The sequence below is a fragment of the Roseovarius sp. E0-M6 genome (genome assembly GCF_037083845.1).
Lineage (GTDB): Bacteria > Pseudomonadota > Alphaproteobacteria > Rhodobacterales > Rhodobacteraceae > Roseovarius.
On sequence record NZ_JBAPLA010000003.1, the window covers coordinates 168,543 to 186,639 of the forward strand.

Here is an 18,097-nt window from a genome sequence, read left to right on the forward strand (position 1 = left end):
GGAACGCAAAAGAAAGGTAATCAGATGCTGAATGTATATCTGTCGGGCGAAATCCACACAGATTGGCGGGATCAGATACGGGACGGAGCCAAGGAACTTGATATCACCTTTGCCGCGCCCGTGACCGATCACGGCGCGAGCGACGATTGCGGCGTGACCATTCTTGGCTCCGAAGACGACAAGTATTGGCATGACCACAAGGGAGCGATGGTCAATGCGATCCGCACTCGCAAGGGGATTGCCGATGCGGATGTGGTGGTCGTGCGGTTTGGCGACAAGTACAAGCAGTGGAACGCGGCGTTTGACGCCGGCTATGCAAGCGCGCTTGGCAAAAGCCTGATCATCCTGCAGCCGCCTGAGCATGATCACGCGCTCAAGGAGGTGGATGCCGCCGCGCTTGCGGTGACGCGCAGCCCCGAACAGGTGGTGCAAATCCTGCGCTATGTTCTGGACGGTAGTCTGCCGGGCTGAGGCAGGCGCCTCGCCCGCGCACTGATAAATCATGACATTGGGGGCATGGGAAGCATCCCATGTTTTTCCCCCGCCAAAAGCGGGCTGGCATGCCTTTTTCTGTGATACGGTCGCGCGTGGGCGCGATCAGCCCGTTTTCAGGGACAGGAAAAGACACATGATTCAGGAATTCAAGGATTTCATCGCCAAGGGCAATGTCATGGACATGGCGGTGGGTATCATCATTGGCGCGGCCTTTACCGCGATCGTCAGCTCGCTTGTTGCGGATCTCATCAATCCGATTGTCGGGCTTTTCGCGGGAGGCGTCGATTTTACGGAATTGTTTGTCGTTCTCGGGGATGGAGAGTTTGCGACACTTGCCGAGGCCGAGGAGGCAGGCGCGGCTGTGTTTGCGATAGGCCGGTTTATCATGGCCATACTCAACTTTCTGATCATCGCCTTTGTCGTCTTCCTGTTGGTCAAGGCGGTGAACAATCTCAAGCGCAAGGAAGCGCAGGATCCCGAGCCGGTGGCGGAGACAGGGCCGACCGAGCTTGAAATTCTGATGGAAATTCGCGACTCGCTCAAAAAGTGAGCTTTGATGCGCCCCGGAGGGCCCGTCATCGGCGGATCTTCCGGGGGGCGCCTTAGCGTGGGCGAAAAAACGGGATCAGGAAGACAAGGCAGGCGATCAGGAAGAAAACGCTTCCGAAGGTGGCCCAGAAATGGCCCCAGCTTGCGATGATGAAGCCGATGGCCGACACGATGAAGAGTATCCAGCCGATTAGGTTGATGTGATGGTCGCTCATTCTTGGAGTTCCAGATGTTCGCGTGCGTTTGCAACGTCATACGCGAATGACAATGACTGATCCAGCCGTGACCCAAGGCGCAGGTGTGGGCATTTGGCGTTGGGGCTTTTCGTGGCGGGGTTCATCGGGTTTACTGTAACAGCATAACAGCCCCGGTTTTTCGGGGATGAGATGGGGGCGCACAGAGCTATGTCGGAGTATTTGGGCATCGGGGTTTTGGTCGCGGGGATTACCGCTCTGGGATATTGGGGCAGTCAGACCCATGCCGTTCGGATAGAAGAAAGCATTCGCGAGGCATCAAGTGCGGCGGCTGTGTCTGCGGTGCATCCCTTGGCCACCCGTGTCACGGGCCGCGACATACGTATTTCGGGCTATGTCGATGACGACGCCGCGCGGAGCCGGATTCTGGACGTGCTTGACAAGGTCGAGGGGCGACGCGTCGTCGTGGATGGCCTGATCGTGTTGCCGAGAGTGGCACCGTTCAACCTTAGGATCACCAAGGGAGCAGGCGGCTTTGTGGCAGAAGGGTATGCACCTTCGGCGCAGGCGCGCGCGCGCCTTGCCGACGCGATCGAGATTGACGCCGGAGAGATGCCCCTCGCCAGCGGGGCGCCGTTGGGCTGGACCGATACGGTTCTCACCGGGGTCGAGGCTCTTGCCGTTTTGAACGGTGGCGTGCTTGAGGTCGAGGACGCGCGGCTTGCCCTGCGCGGCACCGCCGAAACCCCCGATGACCGCATGCGCGCCGAGGCGCTTCTGGCCGGGGTGCCGGACGGTGCGACGGTGAGCGCGGATATCGACGTTTCAGACGACGGAACGCTTCCCTTCGAGGTCACCTATGACGCAGGCGAGGGGCTTGCGCTTGGAGGGCGGTTGCCGAAGGGCATGGGCGCGGATCGAATCGTGGCGTTTCTGGGTGTTCCTGCCGCTACGGCGGACACGGAGCAATCGGCGGTCGCCAATCCCGAACTTGAAGGTGTTTTGACCCGCCTCAAAGGTTGGCTGCCCGAGATGGACCGCATGGAGCTGAAGAACGGTGAAAATGGATTGTCTCTTGTGGTCGAATTGCTACCGGGGACCGATGAACCGCTGATCGCCGAGGCGCTTGGCGATCTCGATATACACAGCCTGACACTCCGGACCAGTGGACGGGAGGTGCCCGAAGGTGCGCGCCGCACCAATGCCGCGACCGGGCTGGAGGAGATATTCGTCGCGGGCTACTGGCTTCCCGATCTCCGGTTCGAGGCCACGATCGCCACTTGTGACAAACAGGCGGGCGATGTGCTTGGGGCGAACCGGATCAATTTTCTGACCGGATCGGCGCGGCTTGGGCCGAAATCCATGCGGGCGATCAACGCGATGGCGGCGGTAATTCGCACCTGCACGCAAAAGGCGGGGTTGAGGGCGTTGCTGGGTGGACATACCGACAATACCGGCGATGACGGCCGCAACATGCTTCTGAGCCTCGAGCGGGCCGAGGCCGTGCGCGACGAGCTGGTGGCGCGCGGTGTGCCACGTACCGCGCTCAGTGCCGAAGGCTACGGGGCGTCTCGGCCCATCGCGGATAACGAGATCGAGGCTGGCCGCGCCGCGAACCGGCGCACAACAATCGAGTGGTCGCAATAACCAAGTCGCGCAAACCGCGCAGGAAAGGAACGGACAATGTTCAAGGAATGGGGTTTCCTGATCAGCGAGATGATGGCGCTTTTGATCCTTGCCGCCCTTATCGGTCTGTTGGCCGGATGGATCATCTGGGGCCGGCGCAAACCGGATGATCACGGGCAGGGCGCTGTGGCGCGGCTGAGTGGCGATCTTGAGGCGTGCCGCGTCTCCAACCGCGAGAAGGACCGTAAGATTGATGAACTGGAGCGCAAGCTTCAGAGCAGCACCACAAAGATCATGTCCGCCGCCGCCGCTCTGGTCGAAGGCGAGGAGATCGAATTCGACGACACCACCGACCAAGAGGCGGGCGGGGCGACAGAGGGCACCAAGCCCGAAACCCTTAGCGCGCCGCGCGAAGAGGGGCCCGATGATCTCAAGAAAATCCGTGGTATCGGCCCCAAGCTCGAGGCGTTGTGCCACCGGCTCGGCTTTTATCATTTCGATCAGATCGCGGGCTGGAGTGACGACGAGATCGCTTGGGTTGATGCCAACCTCGTAGGGTTCAAGGGGCGTGTCACACGCGACGACTGGGTCGCGCAGGCACGGCATCTGGCCGAGGGCGGTGAAACAGACTTCTCCAAGCGGGTCGACGAAGGTGACATTTACTGACGCCGCGTCAGGCTTGGAGTGAGATCTTACTCGTGGGCCTTATGGCTTTCGGCAAAAGCGGCCTGTTGGTCCGGAGTGGCCTCGGTCTGATAGGTCGATTTCCACTCATCCATGCTCATGCCATAGAAAATTTCGCGCGCTTCCATCTTGTCCATGTCGATGCCGCGGGCGTTCGCCGCCTCCTGATACCAGCGACTCAGGCAATTGCGGCAGAACCCGGTGAGGTTCATCATGTCGATGTTCTGCACATCCGTCCGGTCTTCCATCAGGTGCTGACGCAGGCGGCGAAAGGCCGCCGCTTCGAGTTCCATGCGGGTCTGTTCATCCATGTCCGGCTGCTCCTTTGTCTTGCTGGTTACAACATGCGCTTGAGGTAGGGTTGGTTCAAGTCCGTGAGGCGAACCGTCAGGCTTCCGACATCCGGGAGATGGTGCAAGAGAGTGTCGAGGATCATCTGTGCAAGCTCCTCTCGTGTGGCGTCGTCCCGTCCGGGCAGCAGCAAGAGCGTGGCGTGAGCAAAGCTTTGCGGCTCGACCCCGATACGAGACGCGGTCGCGGTGATGGTGCGGACACGCACGGTGTCCGGTCCGCTGACCGAAGGGTGGTCGGCAAAGGCCTGCCAAAGCCTGTCGCAGAGCCCTTGCAGATCGTGGCTTTGGTTCAGCCCGGCGGAATGTTCGATGACGATATGCGGCATGGCTTGGCTTCCTGATTTCTGGAGCAATAGCACCGTATCGGCACCGGAGGTGCAATCGCAATCTGGTGGAACGGCTGTCTGCTACACCCCGGCGGCCTGTGCGGCCTCTTCAAGCAGGGGCGCAAGCCGTCGGGCCCAAGCGATCTGATCGCTGTCGTTCGAGATCAGATCGTTGCGCACCTCGATCAAGGTGTTGGGGCGCTGATAGGCGAGGGCATGACGCGCGATGGCGTCGCCGGGAAGGTGCCCGGTGTAGGGCTCATTGTCGCCGACACAAAGATCGCTCTCTTGCCTCAGCCGCACCAGAAGGGGCCGGGCAAGGCGTGTGTCCGTCGCATAGAGCACGCCCACATGCCACGGGCGTTCAGGGCGACCGCGGAATTGCCGTGTGAAACTGTGAACCGAGAGGATGATCGTATCCGCGCGCCGGGCCGCAAGACGGGCCAGCGCCGAATGGTAAGGCCGGTAAAGCGTATTGAGCCGCATGTCGCGGTCTGTGGTGTCGAGATGCCTGTTTGCCGGAATGACCGTGCCGTCATAGAGCTTCATCACAAGGGTGGGATCGTCTTCCCCCCGGTTCGGGTCAATGACGAGACGTGAGAAATCCGCGGATATGACAGGCCCATCTAGTGCCTTGCCAAGCGCGCGGGCCAGTCCGAGCGCGCCCACGTCATAAGCTATATGGCGCGCCATGTCCTCGGCGGCGAGGCCAAGATCGCCACCGTTGACAAAAGACGGAACCGCGTTTGTCGCATGGTCACAGGTCACGAGCCAGCGCGACGGCCGGTCCGACCCGTCGATATGATAGGGTTGGTAGGTCATGAAATTCTCGTCCTTGACCCTGATCTATTGTGTGCGAGACAGAAGCGCAACAAATGGTCCCCCCGTAGCCGAGGGGCGCAAGAGGGACTCGCATTTCGTTAGCGTTAACGCTATCACGGATGAAAAAGGGAAAGGCGCGTATGAGACGACATCGCAACGTCAAGATCGTGGCAACGTTAGGCCCGGCATCCGAAACCTACGACATGATCCGCGCCCTGCACGAGGCCGGCGCGGATGTGTTTCGCCTTAACATGAGCCACGGCGACCACGACGGTATCCGCGAGAAACATCGCATCATCCGTCAGGTTGAACGCGATCTGGAAAGCCCGATCGCGATCCTTGCCGATTTGCAGGGTCCGAAGCTTCGGGTGGGCGTGTTTGCGAATGGCGAGGAAGAGCTTGAGGCCGGCGCGACCTTCCGCATGGATCTTGATCCTGCCGAGGGAAACTCCGAGCGGGTCTGTCTGCCGCACCCCGAGATTTTTCAGGCGCTTGAGCCGGGTGCGGGGCTTTTGGTCAATGACGGGAAGATTCGTCTCAAGGTGCGCGATTGCGGTGAGGATTTCGCCGAATGCGACGTCGTGACCGGCGGCACGATCTCCAACCGCAAGGGCGTGAACGTTCCCGATGTCGAACTTCCGCTTGCGGCGCTATCGGAGAAGGATCGCAAGGATCTTGAGTTCGTGTGCCAATTGGGGATCGACTGGCTCGCGCTGAGCTTTGTGCAGCGGCCCGAGGATGTGATCGAGGCCCGCGAACTTGCCGCGGGGCGGGCCGCGATCCTGTCGAAGATCGAGAAACCTTCGGCCGTGTCGCGATTCTCCGGCATTCTCGCGGCGTCGGACGGAATCATGGTCGCGCGCGGCGATCTGGGTGTCGAGCTTCCGGTTCAGAATGTCCCGCCGATCCAGAAACGCCTTGTGCGGAACTGCCGGGCGGCGGCCAAGCCGGTGATCGTGGCCACGCAGATGCTCGAGTCCATGATCGAAAGTCCGATGCCGACCCGGGCCGAGGTCAGCGACGTGGCAACCGCGATCTACGAAGGTGCCGACGCGATCATGCTTTCGGCGGAATCCGCGGCAGGCGATTACCCCATCGAAGCGGTGACCACGATGGACAACGTGGCCCGCGAGGTCGAGAACGATCCGACCTATACCCAAATTATCGAAGCCAGCCGCCGCGCACAGCGCAACACGGTGGCCGACGGGATTGTCGCCGCCGCGCGTGAGATTGCGGAAACCACGGATATCAAGGCGATCTGTTGTTTCACGCAAAGCGGGACGACCGCTTTGTTGACCGCGCGTGAGCGACCGCGTGTGCCGATTATCGCGATGACATCGCTGCGGGGCACGGCACGGCAACTCGCGCTGAGCTGGGGTGTGAACTGTGTGATGACCGAGGAGCTGACGCGCTTCAAGATGGCGGTGGTGCATGCCGCCCGCGCCGCGCGCAGTCAGGGTTATGCCAGCGCGCTTGATCAGATCGTGGTAACGGCGGGCGTGCCGTTCAACGTTCCGGGCACGACGAATATCCTGCGCGTCGCCCCGTGTCAGGAAAGTTTGATATATTCCACAGACCCGGGTTAAATAGGCGCTACCACCAAAGCGTTTCGTCTTTAACCTGAGGCATCAGCGAAAGGCGAAACCTGAGCAACGCCTGAATGTCGCGCTGCGTTTCGTGAAAATCTGTGACACAGGTTTTTAGCGAAACGTGTTAGCCAATGCGAAGGGGACCGCATGCTGAATACGGATATCGCCATCGTGACCGGGCTGGTGCTTTTGGTTCTGTCCATTCCCGCGATCTTTTCCGCCTTTTCCGAAGGGCGTGCGCCCCGGGTCGCCGCCGTGGTGATGATCGCGGGCGGGAGCCTTGTCGTTTGGGCCTTTAGCCAGAAACCGGGTGGCTTTGACCTTGCCGAAATCCCCAACGCCATCGTGCGGGTCGTGGCGATGTTCGTGAACTGAGCCAAGGGGCGGGCACCGGCGGTTTTCCCTTGCACCGGACCCCGCCTGCGCCTATACGGCGGCTCTCATCCGCGCGGCCGGCCAATGTGGCATGCCGAGTCGTGCGCAATACGACCGACCAGATGAAGGAGCCGGAAATGCCCAAGATGAAGACAAAGTCGAGCTGCAAGAAGCGGTTCAAGGTGACGGCCTCGGGCCGGATCAAGGCCGGACAGGCGGGCAAGCGCCACGGCATGATCAAACGCAGCAACAAGTTCATTCGTGACGCCCGCGGCACGACCATCCTGTCCAAGGCTGATGAGCAGATCATTAAGCCTATGATGCCCTATTCGCGCTGAGGAGGATGTAAGAGATGTCTCGAGTCAAAAGCGGAACAGTCACCCACGCCCGTCACAAGAAGATCGTCAAGGCCGCCAAAGGCTACTATGGCCGTCGCAAGAACACCTTCAAGGTGGCGACCCAAGCCGTCGACAAGGCGAACCAATACGCCACGCGCGACCGCAAGAATCGCAAGCGCAATTTCCGCGCGCTGTGGATTCAGCGGATCAATGCCGCAGTGCGCAGCCACGACGAATCGCTGACCTATTCGCGGTTCATTAACGGCCTGTCGCTCGCCGGGATCGAAGTGGACCGCAAGGTTCTGGCCGATCTTGCCGTGCACGAGCCCGCAGCGTTCGGCGCGATCGTCGATCAGGCGAAATCGGCGCTTCCGGCCTGAGAGCCAGCGCAGTAAGTTTTGAAAGGTCCGGTCGGTTCGCCGTCCGGGCCTTTTTCGTGCGAGAGCCAAGAGCGCGGTGTGACGCATGCGCCGGTGCGGGGCGAAACTCTCGGGCGTGGTGGGAAATGGTGCTGCTTGAAAGAGAGAACTTGAACTCTCTTTTCGAGACACTGCAAGAGTGGGAACGCCATCTCGCGTATTTAGACCTTGACGGTCTGGAGCGCGACCATGACGAAACTGACACATAAATTCAATAACTTAGAGGGATACGCCCCTCCTGCTGAAAAACCGGATACCAAAAAACCGACGCCGTTTTCGCTGCGCCTGAGCTTCGATGAGCGGGCGCGGCTTGAGCAGGATGCCTCCGGCATGGCGCTCGGGGCGTATATTCGTGACCGCCTGTTCGGCGACGATGCTGCGCCGCGTCAGACGCGCGGGCATTTTCCGGTCAAGGATTATGCCGCGCTTGGACGGGTTCTGGCGGCGCTTGGCCAGTCGCGGCTTTCGAATAACCTCAATCAGCTCGCCAAGGCGGTGAACACAGGCTCGCTGCCCGTCACGCCGGAGACCGAAACCGATCTGCGGCAGGCATGCAAGGATGTGCAGGCGATGCGGCGCGATCTGCTGATCGCGCTCGGCCTGCACGAGACGGGATCAGCCTCCAAAGCTGGACCGGAGCTGAGACCATGATCCTCAAGGCCAAAGAACGCGGCGGCGGGGCGCAGCTCGCCCGTTACCTGCTTTCGATGCGGGACAACGATCATGTTGAGTTGCACGAGGTTCGCGGCTTCGTCGGCGATGACCTGCTGTCCGCCTTCCGCGAAGTCGATGCCATCGCCAAAGGCACGCGCTGCGAGAACTATCTGTTCTCGACCAGCCTGAACCCACCTGGCGGCGAAACCGTCACAACCTCCGATTTCGAGAGTGCCGCCGATGAGGTCGAGCGCAAACTCGGGCTCAACGGCCAACCCCGCGCCATTGTCTTCCATGAGAAAGACGGGCGGCGGCACGCGCATGTTGTCTGGTCGCGCATTGATGCCGACCGGATGCGGGCGATCAACCTGCCGCACTACAAGATGCGCCTGCGGGACGTGTCGCGCGATCTGTTCCGCAGCCATGGCTGGGAAATGCCGAAGGGCCTGCGTGACTGGCAGGAGCGCGATCCGCTTGGCTACACGCGCGAGGAATGGCAGCAAGCGCGGCGCGTTGGGCTCGATCCCAAACACATAAAGGCACTGTTTCAGGAAAGCTGGAACCGCTCGGATTCCGGCACAGCTTTTGCCCAAGCGCTCAAGGAACGCGGCTTCATGCTCGCGCGCGGTGATCGGCGTGGCTTTGTCGCTGTCGATTATCGCGGTGAAGTCTACGCGGTCGCGCGGCGAGCGGGCGTGAAGACGAAGGATGTGGCAGCACGTCTCGGCGATCCCGAAGCCTTTCCTTCGGTCGATGAAGTCCGCACCTATGTCGCAGCCCGCATGTCGGAACGGATCAAGGGTTTCATCCGGCAAGCGGAACTGGAAGCCGGACAGGGCCGCAAGGCGCTGGAAGCCGAACGCTCCGAACTGGCCAATCGGCACCGACAGGCGCGGCAAGCGCAGAAAGACGCGCAGGAAAAGCGCTGGATCGCCGAAACCAATGCGCGGGCGGCACGGCTGCCGCGCGGGATTTCCGGCCTCTGGCAGCGTCTGACCGGCAAGTACAGCAAGATCAAGGAGCGCAATGAGCGCGAAGCCTGGGCCGCGCTCGTGCGCGACCGCGCCGAACGTGACAGCCTGATCGCCAGCCAGCTCGACGAGCGCCGCGCGCTGCAAGAGCGGATTCGGGAACAGCGCGAACGGCAGCAGGCCGATCTGCTCCTGCTGCGCGAGGATGTCGTCCGCTATCAGGATATGGCCCTGCCGGAGCGCGAGCCGCAACGGCGCGAGCCCGATCCCGATCCCGAACGCGAAGACCGCAAGCGGCAGCGTCGCCGCGACCGAGGGCGGGATCGCGGATTTGAACGATAGAGAAAAGAAAGGAAAAACAATGGATGAGTTCATCTGCATTGTCTTCGTGCCGCGCCGTGTCCTGACGCTGTACGAGGCTGTTTACGCGTATCCGAAAGATGTGTGCGATATGGCCGAAGAGGACATACGGCTTGCCGATGAGGCAAGTGAAAGCGAGCACTACGACGCGCAGGACTTCATGTACATGTATGAAAATCAGGACATGTGCGGGGCGATCAAAGTCATCGTCGTCGATGATCCATCACTCGACCGCTTGCAATGCGTATTTCCCGAAAATTTGAACTGAAACGCCGCCCTCGATGAAGGGCGGCGTTCAGGATGGGTTGGCGGCATCAAACGGTTGCCGCGCCCTCGCACTGGTACAGGACGTCATGACCGAGGGGGCCGCAGTCGCGCCAGCGTTCGTCATGGATCGATGTCTCTTTTGCGATCTGGATGGCGGCGTCCTCGTCGTCGGCCTCGATGATGATGTTGTGCACGATATATTCGCCGCGTGAGATGATGTAGCGTGGCATGGCCTTTTCCTTTCCTTGCATGATTTGAGTGAGAAGCGGGGCGCGCTCATGCGCGCCCGTTTTCCTCTTTGTTCTGGTGATCCGGCCCGTCGAGGGGCTGGCGCAGGACTATGCGGCCATTGATCGGCACCGTTTCGAGCTGGAGGGTGTAGCCCTTGTCGTCTTTGTGCCGCCAGGCCGCTCCGACCTTGTTCCAGTACGATTTCTCGCCCTTGTCGATGACGTGCCAGGCCAGAAAGTTCGGCGCGTTGTACTGCGGGGTTTCAGATTTTTTCTGTGTGCGTGCCATGATGGTTCTCCTTTGGTTTGTGGTTGGCTCGTTACGCCATTCCGCAAGACCGGACGAAGAAGGCACGGCGTCATTTCCAACACGGTCCGGCTCTGCCGGAGTGGTGCGGGCAGGATATTGATGGCGGGCCGCGTGCGGTCAGGAAGTCAGGCGTTCCCAAAAACGAGCCGACCGCGATCCAAAGAGCGTTCATCGCACGGGCATCACATGAGCTGAGACCCAAGCGATCAAGGTGCTCCCTCTTTCCTCTGGCGACCGTCCTGCGGTGCTTCCGAGAATTCAGTTCTGGCAGAAAGGGCCACACTCGGCGGCCAAGGCTATAAGCCTGCTCCACTGCGTTGCGCCCTCCAACGATGTTTGGCGGTGTCCGCGCGGGCCGCTCCCTGCGTCGTCCTGATCCCGAAAAGACCTGGATAGGCCGGGTCTCGAAGAGGAAAAGGAGGATCACATGATCACGCTTCTCACCATGCAAGAGCTGCACGGCTTGACCGCTCAGGAACTCGGCGAACTGCATCAACTTTTTTCGATGCTGCTGATCGAAACCGAACCGGATACGCCGGACCGCCGCAACATCCTGGCGACACTCGAAAATATCGAACGCGCCATGGGCCATCAGGCCAGACCGGCGGCGCGGTCGCGCTGCAAGCCCTGACGTGCCGCGCAGCCCGCCAGCGGCGGGCTGCGCTCTGGCGGGCGTTCAAAGTGGCCAAGAAACCGGCCACAGAACCGGCCATTATGACGGCCATAAACTTGCTGACATGCAATCTAAACGCATGCTATGATTGAGAAACATGAACCGTGGAAGCTGCCATGAAAGCGGCCAAAATCGAGGATACATGACGCTACGGGATGATAAAGAGACGATAGGCTTGTTCGAGCCGCTGATGGTCAGCGAAGGCTCTCCGCACAGGGGCGAACTCAATGATCTTGCTCTCGATTTGGCCGCGCGCGCCGCTGCCTTCCGCAGCAGCCTGCCCGATCAGGTTGCAGCGGCGCTGGCCACGCTCATCCGATCCATGAATTGCTATTACAGCAATCTGATCGAAGGCCACAACACGCACCCTGTCGATATCGAGCGCGCCCTGCATGACGATTACAGCGCCGATCCCGAAAAGCGCGACCTCCAACTCGAAGCCAAGGCGCATATTGCCGTCCAGAAATGGATCGATGACGGCGGACTGACGGAGCCGCCAACATCACCGGCGATGATCAGCGAGATTCACCGGCGGTTCTGTGAATTGCTGCCCGAAGACCTGCTCTATGTAGAAATGCCGAGTACCGGCGAACGCATCCGCGTTGTGGCAGGCGAACTCAGGAAACGGGATGTGGTGGTAGGCCGCCACGTCGCGATCAGTCCAGGCGCGGTTCCGCGCTTCCTTGACCGTCTTGATCAAGCCTACCGCAAAGCGGGCCGAATCGAGGCGATCCTCGCATCGGCGTGCGCGCATCACCGGCTGTTGTGGGTTCACCCGTTTCTGGATGGCAACGGGCGCGTCGCGCGCCTCATGTCCTATGCCATGCTGCGCGATTCTCTGAACACCGGCGGGCTCTGGTCGGTCGCGCGCGGCCTTGCCCGCAATGAAGCGGCCTACAAGAAGCACTTGCAGGCCTGCGACGAGCCAAGGCGCGGCGACCGTGACGGGCGCGGCACGCTCAGCGAAGCGGCGCTCGCATCCTTCGCCAAATTCTTCCTGCAAACCTGCATCGATCAGGTTGAATTCATGGAAGGTCTGATGAAGCCGGACCGACTGCGTGACCGGATCATGATTTGGGCGGAAGAAGAAATCCGTGGCGGGCGGCTCCCCCCGAAATCCGACGCGGTTTTGCGCGCGATCCTTTATGAAGGCGAGCTCCCGCGCGGCGCGGTGGCCGACATTCTGGGCGCGAGCGACCGAACGGCGCGGCGCGTAACCTCGGCGCTGATCGAAGCGGGCGCGCTGACATCGGAAAGCTCGCGCGCGCCCTTGGTTCTGGCATTTCCGGCAACGCTTGCGGGGCGCTGGATGCCTGGCTTATTCCCCGAACAGTGAGCACCTGCCTGTTCATCATCTGATATGCGGAAATGCCAAATTTGCCTATCAATAGATAGGCAGTTCGCGGCTGGCCTCGCGGCCAGCCGCGAAATTTTTCCACCGCTAGAACAGCGATAGCTGCGCGCCGTTCCAGCCGGTTTGCGCGGCCTCGTGGTCGAGCCATGCCGTGACAAAGGCCACCGCGCCGCCGTAGTCGGCGACATGGCCGCAGGGCAGAAAATTCGATCGGTAGCCGGTTTCGGTGACGGGAAGCGGCAGGCGGCCTACGCTGCGCAGCTCGACATGATCGCTCATGCCGAATTTTTCCGGCGTGAAGGTGATCTCGATATCGATTCCGCGCCATGTGATGTTGTGCTTTTCCATGGGTCAGCCCTCCTTGCGGGCAGAGCCGCCGCTTACGCGGCGACTCCTTCCTGCTGCTCGGGTTCCTCGATGACCGGCTGCAAGCCGTGCAGGAAATCCGCTGCACGCTGCGCATGGGCGGCGGCGCTGAAAATCGCCCGCTTGTCATCGCGCAGCACCTTGAGCCAGCTCTGGATATAGGCGGCATGATCGGTGCCAGGCTCCGGCGTCAGGCTCAGATCGGCACAAAGGAACGCTGCGCCCAGCTCGGCGACCAGCTCTTCGCGGGCGTAGCCTTCATCGCCCCACCGCTTGCGCCCGAATTCACGATCAAGGCGGCTTTCGTGCTTCGTCCAGTGGGTCAGCTCGTGCGCCAAGGTCGCATAGTAGGCTTCAGGGCTGCGGAAGCTCTCGAAATGCGGCATCTGCACATGATCTGTCCCGCCGTTATAATAAGCCCTGTTCCCGCCGCTGCGGATATCCGCGCCCGTGGCGGCAAAGAATTCCTCGGCATGGTCGATCCGCTGCGCGGGATCGATGACAGGCTCGGGCTTGGTGTAGAAGTGCTCGGGCAGCCCTTCGATCTGCTCGACGTTAAAGACGCTGTAGCCCTTCATGAAGGGGATTTTGCGCTCTTCCTCGCTGCCGTCGTCCTGCTCTTCGGTCTTGGTGATGGTGTTGGCATAAACGACCAGATTGCCGCGCTCGCCCTTGCGCACATGCGCGCCCAGTTCCTTGGCTTGGCGGTAGGTCATCCAGAACGGCGACAGATAGCCGCCTTCCATGGCCGCGCCCCAGAGCATCAGGACGTTGATTCCGTTATAGGGCATGCCGTTATGGCGCAGCGGCTTGATGATCCGCCCGTCCATGTTTCCGGCTGACCATGGCTTGTGCCATGTCAGCTCGCCTTGCTCCAGATCGGCAATGATCTTGTCTGTAACTTTCTGGTAAATGTCCTGTTTCATTGGCTTTTCCTCCTTTTTCCTAAGCCGGTTGCACATGCAACCGGACTAGGCCCGCGCCAATGAGCGGGGGGAGACCGTCCAGACCGCAGACAGCGGTGGGGGATCACCCGTCCTGCACAAGCGAAGCGCGGAAGGATGGGGAGACCGCTGACTGCGCCCGCAGCAAATGCGAAGGGCTTGGTCTTGACGGAGGACGGGGCCGCAGGCCCCAAACAAAAGAGGAAAGTCAGCCCGCCAGGGCTGGCATCAGATCAGCGCAAGGGATGGAAGCCGAATGGCCGAGACCGCCACAGGCGGGCTCGGTTCACGACAGCCCGACCCGACGGGGTGCGCCACGAAGATGGGCATAAATCTCCGTTATCATTGAAAAATCATATACCGTAGGTATCATGAAGCGGTAGAGCAGAAAGGTATTATCGTGAAAGCAGGCCCCGTTACCGTCAGACAACTTCTTGAAAACCGCCAGCGATTTTGCGTGCCGATTTATCAGCGCCACTACGTTTGGACGCGGGATAAGCAGTGGGAGCCATTTTGGAATGATGTGCGCACAAAAGCCATTGAGCGCCTTAACGGTCGGGAGCGTCGCTTTTCACACTTTATGGGCGCGGTTGTACTAGAAGCGCGTGGCTCTGCCTCTTCACGCCAGGTGACATCTTTTCAGGTTGTTGATGGCCAGCAAAGGCTAACCACTTTTCAGCTCTATCTCGCTGCGGCCAGAGACTACGTGTCACATCCCGCGTGATTGTATGGTCGTTTCTTGAAGAGCCCTGGTTTCTGCCGATGCCAGTCCTTAAGGGCGTCGATGGGCGTTCGGCCTTTCAGCACGGATTGCGGGAGCTGGCCGTTGTAGAGGCGGACGTAGCGCAGGATCGTCTGTTCGAGATCCTCGCCTGATCGGAAGCGGTGGCTTTGCAGGACATTCTCGATCCGGCCGTTGAAGCGCTCGACCATGCCGTTCGTCTGCGGCCGCATCGGCGGCGCGAGGCGGTGCTCGATCCCGAGATCGGCGCAGAGGCGGTCGAAGTCGTGATTGCCGGTGGCAGCACGCTTGCGCAGGCCGAACAGCCGGTCGGTGAACTCCTTGCCATTGTCCGTGAGAACACGGGTGATCTTCATCGGCGCGGCGCGCTCGAGGTCCCGCAGAAAGCGCCGCGCGTTGGCCGCCGTCTTCGCCGGGTAGATCCGGACGAAAACCCAGCGGGTGGCGCGATCGATCGCCACGAAGAGGTAGCGACGCCGCTCCTCGTCGGCCATCTGCGGCAGGTATTTCACGTCGATGTGGATGTAGCCGGGCTCGTAGGCCTTGAAGGCCTTGTGTGTCGGCTTCGGCGCCTTCGGCTTCAGGTCCTGTAAGGATAAGACGAAGAGGAAGAACCGATGAACATTCTCGAACTCAAAAAACACTGGATCGATGGCGAGCCGTGCCTCCAGACACGCGGGAACAGCGCGCGCATCAAAGCGGCGCACCGGCTGCCATCGAGCGGATACGAGATGCGAATTTCTATCTGGCTGATTGCCGTCTTTCTGGCTGCGGTCACGCTGATCACGCATTACGCGCCGGAGCGCGCCGCCGAACCGGATGAAAACTTCCTTCTGGCGCAAGCGGCCTTTGTCGTGATGGCGCTCTCGAACGCCTTCGACGCGCTGGCGGCAGTCGCACGTGCCGATGTGACGAACGTGCCGCTCGAAAACCTGCGTGGCTGGTTGTTCGCGCTCTACTGGATCGGCGGTGCGATCCTCGTCCTGGAACTCGGCCTGTTCGATCTGTTCACATGGCTGGTCAATCGCGAGCACGTCACGATCATCATCGACGAAGACGATGATGAGGTCAGCGTCCGGCACAGCGTCTTTCGCTCGAAGTTTGTGGCGCGATCTGCCGTCGAAGACGTGCTGATCCTGCCCAATCACCGCAGGGGCCATGATGTGATGATCCAGCACGAAGGCGGTCTGCTCCGTGTTGCCAGTGTCTACGGCGATCTGACGCGGCCCACGCTGATCAAGCGCAGCATTGAACGCGCGCTCTACGCGCGCGGATCAATTCAGAGCGAGGCGGACTGGCGCGGACTCAGACGGAGAGAAACGGGCTAGGTCGCGCTCAATGCGGCTTTGCAGCAAGGAAATAACCCGCCTCTTTTTGCGGAAATCCCGAAAAATCGGGTAAAATAAAAAGAGGTGTTGGAATGAAGAACTTAGATCGGAGAGACCGATGAAATACGATACCGGTGCCAACAACACCTCAACAATATTCGAAGCCTTTTCGGCTTCGGCGCGCCCGACGCTTACCGTCGATGTCGCCAGATATCAGGCATATCTGGACGGGTCAGACCTGACGCCGGAACAGAAGGAAGAGGTTCTACAAGCCGTTTGGAGCATCGTGATGACGTTCGTCGAGCTCGGCTACGGCGTCCACCCGCTGCAAGAAGCCTGTGGAAAAGATGACGAGGCGGAAAGTCCGTCTCCCGCTCGGGCCTTCGATAAGGTAATATCGGAGGATCACAACACAGATAAACCCTTTGAGAAGCCTGATCCGCCAGGCAAGCCGGAGGCTAAATGACTCATAAAAACAATCATAAAGAGGATATGCGCGCCGTCATCTACTGCCGCGTGTCCAGCACGCGGCAGAAAACCGAAGGCGGCGGGCTCGACAGTCAGGAGCACCGCTGCCGCCAGTACGCGGCGGCGCAAGGCTACGATGTCGAAGCCGTGTTCCCCGACGATGCCTCCGGCGGCGGCGATTTCATCAAGCGGCCAGGCATGGTCGCGCTGCTGAGTTTTCTCGATGCGCAGCCGGACAAGAAATACGTGGTCATATTCGATGACCTCAAGCGCTTCGCGCGAGATACGGAGTTTCACATCAAGCTGCGCCGCGAGTTTCTTACACGCGGCGCAAAGATCGAATGCCTGAATTTCAAGCTCGACGATACGCCGGAAGGCAAATTCGTCGAGACAATCTTTGCCGCGCAAGGCGAGCTTGAGCGCGAGCAGAACCGGCGGCAGGTGATTCAGAAAATGCTGGCGCGCGTGGAGAAAGGCTATTGGGTCTTTCATGCCCCTGTGGGGTATCGGTACGCATCGGACCGCACACACGGCAAACTGCTTGTGCGGGACGAGCCGCTTGCCTCTATCGTTCAGGAAGCGCTGGAGGGATTTGCCAACGGACGCTTTAATTCGCAAGCCGAGGTAAAGCGTTTTTTGGAGGCAAAGCCTGAGTTCCCCAAGGATTTACCAAACGGTGAAATCCGCTTCTGGAAGATCACAAAAATACTCACCCGTTCGACGTATGCGGGCTATATCGAGGTTCCCAAATGGAACGTGGGCCTGCGCAAGGGGCATCATGAGCCGCTTATCAGTTGGGACACGTTCGAGCGCATACAGGAAAACCTCAAGGAAGGCGCACGGCCAGCGGCCCGCAAGGATATCAACGCTGATTTCCCGCTGCGCGGCTTCGTGGCGTGCGATGACTGCGGCATGCCGATGACGGCTGCCTGGTCGAAGGGCTGCCGCCGTCACTACCCCTATTATCTCTGCGACACGCGCGGCTGCCCGTCGAAGCGGAAATCCATCGCGCGCGCCAAGATCGAGGACGGGTTCGCCGAGATTCTGAGAAATCTACAGCCGAGCCGCGAACTTTTCGAGCTCGCGAGGGCGATGTTCAAGGATGCCTGGAACATGCGCATGACCGAGGCTGAAAGCACCAAGAGGGCGCTGGAGAAGCAATGCAAGGACGCTGAGGCGCAGATCGAGGGTCTGCTTGACCGGATCGTCGATGCGTCAAGCCCTACGGTCGTGACGGCCTATGAGAAGCGCATTGCCAAGCTGGAACGGGAGAAGATCAGACTCGCTGATCGCGCCAGCCAAATCCTGCCGCCGAAGGGAAGGTTTGAAGAGTTTATCGAACTATCGCTCGAATTTCTGGCAAGGCCTTGGAATATCTACGAAAATGGAAGCCTGACCATGAAGCAAACGGTGCTTCGTTTGGCTTTTCCTGAGCCCCTGCGATACTCACGGGAAAACGGTTATCGAACTATAGAAACCGCCTTTCCCTTCAAGGTGTTAGCGGGAATCTGTAACCAAAAAAGCGAGATGGTGCTGCTGGGGAGGATTGAACTCCCGACCTCACCCTTACCAAGGGTGCGCTCTACCACTGAGCTACAGCAGCACGGGTGGTGCGGCTGATAGCCCCAAACACCGACCCGCGCAACCCTAATCTGGACCC

At 60.4% G+C, this 18,097-nt stretch carries 24 protein-coding genes, 1 tRNA gene and 2 pseudogenes; 17 read left to right on the forward strand and 10 right to left on the reverse strand.

Annotation, left to right across the window (positions count from 1 at the left end; all coding sequences use genetic code 11):
* Positions 1–24: 24 nt before the first annotated feature.
* Both V8359_RS10610 and mscL read left to right on the forward strand, forming a co-directional pair.
* Positions 25–471: a YtoQ family protein gene (locus tag V8359_RS10610; protein WP_336428815.1), complete on the forward strand. Its 447-nt coding sequence runs from the start codon at positions 25–27 to the stop codon at positions 469–471.
* A gap of 157 nt (positions 472–628) precedes the next feature.
* The gene (mscL, locus tag V8359_RS10615; protein WP_336428816.1) at positions 629–1,045 is read left to right on the forward strand and encodes a large conductance mechanosensitive channel protein MscL; all 417 of its coding nucleotides are present in this window, start codon (positions 629–631) and stop codon (positions 1,043–1,045) included.
* A 52-nt stretch (positions 1,046–1,097) separates the two neighbouring features.
* Here mscL and V8359_RS10620 read toward each other — a convergent pair whose 3' ends face one another.
* Entirely contained in the window at positions 1,098–1,259 is a 162-nt protein-coding gene (locus V8359_RS10620) for a cytochrome oxidase subunit III (protein WP_336428817.1), read from the reverse strand.
* Positions 1,260–1,448: 189 nt separating this feature from the next.
* Here V8359_RS10620 and V8359_RS10625 point away from each other — a divergent pair, with 189 nt between their 5' ends.
* On the forward strand, positions 1,449–2,885 hold the full coding sequence (locus V8359_RS10625; protein ID WP_336428818.1) for an OmpA family protein: 1,437 nt from the start codon (positions 1,449–1,451) through the stop codon (positions 2,883–2,885).
* A 36-nt stretch (positions 2,886–2,921) separates the two neighbouring features.
* Entirely contained in the window at positions 2,922–3,530 is a 609-nt protein-coding gene (locus V8359_RS10630) for a hypothetical protein (protein ID WP_336428819.1), read from the forward strand.
* A gap of 26 nt (positions 3,531–3,556) precedes the next feature.
* Here V8359_RS10630 and V8359_RS10635 read toward each other — a convergent pair whose 3' ends face one another.
* The 3 genes from V8359_RS10635 to V8359_RS10645 all read right to left on the reverse strand — a co-directional run bounded on the left by V8359_RS10635 (position 3,557) and on the right by V8359_RS10645 (position 5,049).
* Positions 3,557–3,859, reverse strand: a complete 303-nt coding sequence (locus tag V8359_RS10635; protein ID WP_336428820.1) for a DUF1244 domain-containing protein — start codon at positions 3,857–3,859, stop codon at positions 3,557–3,559.
* Positions 3,860–3,885: 26 nt separating this feature from the next.
* A complete protein-coding gene (locus V8359_RS10640; protein WP_336428822.1) occupies positions 3,886–4,227 on the reverse strand; it encodes a 5-carboxymethyl-2-hydroxymuconate Delta-isomerase in 342 nt (113 codons plus the stop codon).
* A gap of 81 nt (positions 4,228–4,308) precedes the next feature.
* The gene (locus tag V8359_RS10645; RefSeq protein WP_336428823.1) at positions 4,309–5,049 is read right to left on the reverse strand and encodes an N-formylglutamate amidohydrolase; all 741 of its coding nucleotides are present in this window, start codon (positions 5,047–5,049) and stop codon (positions 4,309–4,311) included.
* 140 nt (positions 5,050–5,189) lie between these two features.
* Here V8359_RS10645 and pyk point away from each other — a divergent pair, with 140 nt between their 5' ends.
* The 7 genes from pyk to V8359_RS10680 all read left to right on the forward strand — a co-directional run bounded on the left by pyk (position 5,190) and on the right by V8359_RS10680 (position 10,023).
* Complete coding sequence (pyk, locus tag V8359_RS10650) at positions 5,190–6,635, forward strand: pyruvate kinase (RefSeq protein WP_336428824.1); 1,446 nt, start codon at positions 5,190–5,192, stop codon at positions 6,633–6,635.
* A gap of 150 nt (positions 6,636–6,785) precedes the next feature.
* Positions 6,786–7,013 carry a hypothetical protein gene (locus V8359_RS10655; protein ID WP_336428825.1) on the forward strand — a complete coding sequence of 76 codons (228 nt, stop codon included), beginning with the start codon at positions 6,786–6,788 and terminating at the stop codon, positions 7,011–7,013.
* Positions 7,014–7,150: 137 nt separating this feature from the next.
* Positions 7,151–7,351 (forward strand): 50S ribosomal protein L35, encoded by a 201-nt coding sequence (gene rpmI / locus V8359_RS10660; RefSeq protein WP_336428827.1) that lies wholly within the window; start codon positions 7,151–7,153, stop codon positions 7,349–7,351.
* Positions 7,352–7,365: 14 nt separating this feature from the next.
* Positions 7,366–7,731 carry a 50S ribosomal protein L20 gene (gene rplT / locus V8359_RS10665; RefSeq protein WP_336428829.1) on the forward strand — a complete coding sequence of 122 codons (366 nt, stop codon included), beginning with the start codon at positions 7,366–7,368 and terminating at the stop codon, positions 7,729–7,731.
* Positions 7,732–7,959: 228 nt separating this feature from the next.
* Complete coding sequence (locus V8359_RS10670) at positions 7,960–8,421, forward strand: hypothetical protein (RefSeq protein WP_336428831.1); 462 nt, start codon at positions 7,960–7,962, stop codon at positions 8,419–8,421.
* Positions 8,418–9,737, forward strand: coding sequence for a relaxase/mobilization nuclease domain-containing protein (locus tag V8359_RS10675; RefSeq protein ID WP_336428832.1), 1,320 nt, complete (start codon positions 8,418–8,420; stop codon positions 9,735–9,737). The genes V8359_RS10670 and V8359_RS10675 overlap by 4 nt, the downstream gene beginning before the upstream one ends.
* A gap of 19 nt (positions 9,738–9,756) precedes the next feature.
* Positions 9,757–10,023 carry a hypothetical protein gene (locus V8359_RS10680; protein ID WP_336428833.1) on the forward strand — a complete coding sequence of 89 codons (267 nt, stop codon included), beginning with the start codon at positions 9,757–9,759 and terminating at the stop codon, positions 10,021–10,023.
* Positions 10,024–10,069: 46 nt separating this feature from the next.
* Here the strand turns inward: V8359_RS10680 and V8359_RS10685 are convergent, their stop codons facing one another.
* Both V8359_RS10685 and V8359_RS10690 read right to left on the reverse strand, forming a co-directional pair.
* Positions 10,070–10,252, reverse strand: coding sequence for a hypothetical protein (locus tag V8359_RS10685; RefSeq protein WP_336428834.1), 183 nt, complete (start codon positions 10,250–10,252; stop codon positions 10,070–10,072).
* A 46-nt stretch (positions 10,253–10,298) separates the two neighbouring features.
* Positions 10,299–10,541 (reverse strand): hypothetical protein, encoded by a 243-nt coding sequence (locus V8359_RS10690; RefSeq protein WP_336428835.1) that lies wholly within the window; start codon positions 10,539–10,541, stop codon positions 10,299–10,301.
* Positions 10,542–10,989: 448 nt separating this feature from the next.
* On the opposite strand from V8359_RS10690, the gene V8359_RS10695 reads away from it, so the two are divergent.
* Positions 10,990–11,193, forward strand: a complete 204-nt coding sequence (locus tag V8359_RS10695; RefSeq protein WP_336428837.1) for a hypothetical protein — start codon at positions 10,990–10,992, stop codon at positions 11,191–11,193.
* A gap of 184 nt (positions 11,194–11,377) precedes the next feature.
* A complete protein-coding gene (locus V8359_RS10700; RefSeq protein WP_336428838.1) occupies positions 11,378–12,571 on the forward strand; it encodes a Fic family protein in 1,194 nt (397 codons plus the stop codon).
* 105 nt (positions 12,572–12,676) lie between these two features.
* Here the strand turns inward: V8359_RS10700 and V8359_RS10705 are convergent, their stop codons facing one another.
* Both V8359_RS10705 and V8359_RS10710 read right to left on the reverse strand, forming a co-directional pair.
* Complete coding sequence (locus tag V8359_RS10705; protein ID WP_336428840.1) at positions 12,677–12,937, reverse strand: hypothetical protein; 261 nt, start codon at positions 12,935–12,937, stop codon at positions 12,677–12,679.
* 32 nt (positions 12,938–12,969) lie between these two features.
* Positions 12,970–13,881 (reverse strand): ArdC family protein, encoded by a 912-nt coding sequence (locus tag V8359_RS10710; RefSeq protein WP_336428842.1) that lies wholly within the window; start codon positions 13,879–13,881, stop codon positions 12,970–12,972.
* Between the two features lie 418 nt (positions 13,882–14,299).
* Between V8359_RS10710 and V8359_RS10715 the strand changes: the two genes are divergently transcribed.
* Complete coding sequence (locus V8359_RS10715; RefSeq protein WP_336428844.1) at positions 14,300–14,623, forward strand: DUF262 domain-containing protein; 324 nt, start codon at positions 14,300–14,302, stop codon at positions 14,621–14,623.
* Here the strand turns inward: V8359_RS10715 and V8359_RS10720 are convergent.
* Positions 14,602–15,237 (reverse strand): annotated as a pseudogene (locus V8359_RS10720) (DDE-type integrase/transposase/recombinase); the annotation flags it as partial. The gene V8359_RS10715 and the pseudogene V8359_RS10720 overlap by 22 nt on opposite strands.
* Positions 15,238–15,372: 135 nt before the next feature.
* Here V8359_RS10720 and V8359_RS10725 point away from each other — a divergent pair.
* The 3 genes and pseudogenes from V8359_RS10725 to V8359_RS10735 form a co-directional block, all read left to right on the forward strand.
* Positions 15,373–15,969, forward strand: a complete 597-nt coding sequence (locus tag V8359_RS10725) for a hypothetical protein (RefSeq protein WP_336428846.1) — start codon at positions 15,373–15,375, stop codon at positions 15,967–15,969.
* Positions 15,970–16,087: 118 nt separating this feature from the next.
* Positions 16,088–16,435 (forward strand): hypothetical protein, encoded by a 348-nt coding sequence (locus tag V8359_RS10730; protein WP_336428847.1) that lies wholly within the window; start codon positions 16,088–16,090, stop codon positions 16,433–16,435.
* Positions 16,436–16,461: 26 nt separating this feature from the next.
* A pseudogene (locus V8359_RS10735) lies at positions 16,462–17,418 on the forward strand (recombinase family protein); the annotation flags it as partial.
* Between the two features lie 547 nt (positions 17,419–17,965).
* On the opposite strand, the gene V8359_RS10740 reads toward V8359_RS10735, so the two are convergent.
* A tRNA-Thr gene (locus tag V8359_RS10740) sits at positions 17,966–18,040 on the reverse strand.
* Between the last annotated feature and the right edge of the window lie 57 nt (positions 18,041–18,097).

What these genes read in the sequence shown, in the direction of transcription:
- V8359_RS10610 (WP_336428815.1), top strand. Translation starts at nt 25, where the DNA reads ATGCTGAATGTATATCTGTCGGGCGAAATCCACACAGATTGGCGGGAT.
- mscL (WP_336428816.1), top strand. Translation starts at nt 629, where the DNA reads ATGATTCAGGAATTCAAGGATTTCATCGCCAAGGGCAATGTCATGGAC.
- V8359_RS10620 (WP_336428817.1), bottom strand. Translation starts at nt 1,259, where the DNA reads ATGAGCGACCATCACATCAACCTAATCGGCTGGATACTCTTCATCGTG.
- V8359_RS10625 (WP_336428818.1), top strand. Translation starts at nt 1,449, where the DNA reads ATGTCGGAGTATTTGGGCATCGGGGTTTTGGTCGCGGGGATTACCGCT.
- V8359_RS10630 (WP_336428819.1), top strand. Translation starts at nt 2,922, where the DNA reads ATGTTCAAGGAATGGGGTTTCCTGATCAGCGAGATGATGGCGCTTTTG.
- V8359_RS10635 (WP_336428820.1), bottom strand. Translation starts at nt 3,859, where the DNA reads ATGGATGAACAGACCCGCATGGAACTCGAAGCGGCGGCCTTTCGCCGC.
- V8359_RS10640 (WP_336428822.1), bottom strand. Translation starts at nt 4,227, where the DNA reads ATGCCGCATATCGTCATCGAACATTCCGCCGGGCTGAACCAAAGCCAC.
- V8359_RS10645 (WP_336428823.1), bottom strand. Translation starts at nt 5,049, where the DNA reads ATGACCTACCAACCCTATCATATCGACGGGTCGGACCGGCCGTCGCGC.
- pyk (WP_336428824.1), top strand. Translation starts at nt 5,190, where the DNA reads ATGAGACGACATCGCAACGTCAAGATCGTGGCAACGTTAGGCCCGGCA.
- V8359_RS10655 (WP_336428825.1), top strand. Translation starts at nt 6,786, where the DNA reads ATGCTGAATACGGATATCGCCATCGTGACCGGGCTGGTGCTTTTGGTT.
- rpmI (WP_336428827.1), top strand. Translation starts at nt 7,151, where the DNA reads ATGCCCAAGATGAAGACAAAGTCGAGCTGCAAGAAGCGGTTCAAGGTG.
- rplT (WP_336428829.1), top strand. Translation starts at nt 7,366, where the DNA reads ATGTCTCGAGTCAAAAGCGGAACAGTCACCCACGCCCGTCACAAGAAG.
- V8359_RS10670 (WP_336428831.1), top strand. Translation starts at nt 7,960, where the DNA reads ATGACGAAACTGACACATAAATTCAATAACTTAGAGGGATACGCCCCT.
- V8359_RS10675 (WP_336428832.1), top strand. Translation starts at nt 8,418, where the DNA reads ATGATCCTCAAGGCCAAAGAACGCGGCGGCGGGGCGCAGCTCGCCCGT.
- V8359_RS10680 (WP_336428833.1), top strand. Translation starts at nt 9,757, where the DNA reads ATGGATGAGTTCATCTGCATTGTCTTCGTGCCGCGCCGTGTCCTGACG.
- V8359_RS10685 (WP_336428834.1), bottom strand. Translation starts at nt 10,252, where the DNA reads ATGCCACGCTACATCATCTCACGCGGCGAATATATCGTGCACAACATC.
- V8359_RS10690 (WP_336428835.1), bottom strand. Translation starts at nt 10,541, where the DNA reads ATGGCACGCACACAGAAAAAATCTGAAACCCCGCAGTACAACGCGCCG.
- V8359_RS10695 (WP_336428837.1), top strand. Translation starts at nt 10,990, where the DNA reads ATGATCACGCTTCTCACCATGCAAGAGCTGCACGGCTTGACCGCTCAG.
- V8359_RS10700 (WP_336428838.1), top strand. Translation starts at nt 11,378, where the DNA reads ATGACGCTACGGGATGATAAAGAGACGATAGGCTTGTTCGAGCCGCTG.
- V8359_RS10705 (WP_336428840.1), bottom strand. Translation starts at nt 12,937, where the DNA reads ATGGAAAAGCACAACATCACATGGCGCGGAATCGATATCGAGATCACC.
- V8359_RS10710 (WP_336428842.1), bottom strand. Translation starts at nt 13,881, where the DNA reads ATGAAACAGGACATTTACCAGAAAGTTACAGACAAGATCATTGCCGAT.
- V8359_RS10725 (WP_336428846.1), top strand. Translation starts at nt 15,373, where the DNA reads ATGCGAATTTCTATCTGGCTGATTGCCGTCTTTCTGGCTGCGGTCACG.
- V8359_RS10730 (WP_336428847.1), top strand. Translation starts at nt 16,088, where the DNA reads ATGAAATACGATACCGGTGCCAACAACACCTCAACAATATTCGAAGCC.